Origin of the sequence: Thauera phenylacetica B4P, assembly GCF_000310225.1 — a bacterium.
Taxonomy (GTDB): domain Bacteria; phylum Pseudomonadota; class Gammaproteobacteria; order Burkholderiales; family Rhodocyclaceae; genus Thauera; species Thauera phenylacetica.
In genome coordinates this window covers 1-1,630 of record NZ_AMXF01000433.1, presented here as the reverse complement: position 1 = coordinate 1,630, position 1,630 = coordinate 1, and the positions used below count along the sequence as shown (strand labels likewise).

Below are 1,630 nucleotides of genomic sequence, written 5' to 3'. Positions count from 1 at the left end.
CGATCGGCGGCAGCGCGATGCTCACCGGCGCGGCGGCGGGCGCGCTCGGCGCGATCGCCGGGGCCGGCGTGGCCGCCGGCGGCATGATGCTTGGCGTGGTGGTGTTCACCGTGCTGTGGGCCCTGCTGATGATGGCGCTGTGGTTCGCCCCGGCGCTGGTGATGCTGCACGAGGTCGCGCCGCTGGATGCGATGCGGCTGTCCGCGCGCGCCTGCTTCCACAACCTGCTCGCCTTCGTGGTGCTCGCCGCGCTGCTCTACGTGCTGGTGTGGGTGGCGATGATCCCCGCCGGGCTGGGCATGCTGGTGCTGGTGCCGGTGATCGCCGGCGCGCTCTACGCGGCGTGGAAGGAGACCTTCTCGCCGCTGCTGCCCGCCCCCGTGGCCGCCTCCGACCACACGCCGGATGACGCCTCCGCGCAGGAGGCGACGGGCGACACCACCCCGGCCAGCCCCGCGCTGCTCCCGCCGCCGAGCGACAACACGACGGACGACGTCGGCACCAAGGCCGCGCCACCCGCTCCCGAGCCTGGTCCCTCGCCCGGTCCTGCGGACGAGCCGCCCAAACCCTGACCCCTGGAAACCAATGCAAGCACGACAACTCCCCATGCCGCGCGGCTGGGCCTGGCTGCGCGAAGGCCTGCAGCTGTGGCGGCGCAACCCGGCGCTGCTGACCTTCGCCACCTTCGGCTACCTGCTCTCGATCATCGTCATCAGCCTGGTGCCGCTGCTCGGCCAGCTCGTCGCCTCGCTGCTGATGCCGGCGCTCTCGGTCGGCGTGCTCAACGCCTGCCGCGCCATCGACGGCGGGCGCAAGACCGGTCCCGACGTGCTCTTCTCCGGCTTCAAGTCCAACCTGCAGGGCCTCGTGGTGGTCGGCGGCCTCTACCTCGCGGCCACCCTGGTGGTGCTGATGCTGGTGATGCTGGTCGACGACGGCAGCCTGGCCGCGGTGATGCGCGGCGAGGACATGGACACGCAGGCTGCGGCCGACTCCTCGCTCGGCTTCACCCTTGCGGTCGGCCTCGCGCTGAGCACGCCGGTGATGATGGCCTACTGGTTCGCGCCCGCGCTCGCCGGCTGGTGGAAGCTGCCCGCGCCCAAGGCGATGTTCTTCAGCTTCTACGCCTGCCTGCGCAACTGGCGGCCCTTCGTCGCCTACGCGCTCGGGCTGGCGATCTTCGCCGGCGTGCTGCCCGGCCTGGTGGTCGCGGTGCTCGGCCTGCTCTCGCCCACGCTCGGCAGCCTGGCCGCGCTGCCGGTGCCGCTGATCGTGCTGCCGATCGTGTTCGCGAGCTTCTACACCGCCACCCGCGACGTCTTCGGCCTGCCCGAGAACAACCCGGCGCGCGACATTGCCGCCCTCGACGACGCGCGCGATGGCGACTGAGCTCGCGCCCGCATCGGCCGGGGCCGCCTTCGAGCCTGCGGCCGAGGCCCCGCTCGGCGTGCTCGGCGGCACCTTCGACCCCATCCACACCGGCCACCTGCGCCTCGCCGAGGAGGCGCGCGAGGCGCTCGGCCTCGGCGGCGTGCGCCTCATCCCCGCCGGCCAGCCCCCGCACCGCGGCGAGCCCGGCAGCACCGCCGAGGACCGCCTCGCCATGGCGCGGCTCGCCGCCGCCGGCAAC

General features: G+C 73.7%; 2 protein-coding genes and 1 pseudogene. All 3 read left to right on the top strand.

Features of this window, described 5'->3' with window-relative positions; genetic code table 11:
• A pseudogene (locus C667_RS22785) lies at positions 1-572 on the top strand (BPSS1780 family membrane protein); the annotation flags it as partial.
• A gap of 13 nt (positions 573-585) precedes the next feature.
• On the top strand, positions 586-1,389 hold the full coding sequence (locus C667_RS22780) for a BPSS1780 family membrane protein (RefSeq protein ID WP_281054854.1): 804 nt from the start codon (positions 586-588) through the stop codon (positions 1,387-1,389).
• Positions 1,379-1,630 (top strand): nicotinate-nicotinamide nucleotide adenylyltransferase (locus tag C667_RS22775; protein ID WP_004388003.1); only part of this gene is annotated, 252 nt, incomplete at its 3' end. The genes C667_RS22780 and C667_RS22775, both read left to right, overlap by 11 nt.

Coding starts and splice junctions, on each gene's coding strand:
- C667_RS22780 (WP_281054854.1), top strand. CDS start 586: ATGCAAGCACGACAACTCCCCATGCCGCGCGGCTGGGCCTGGCTGCGC.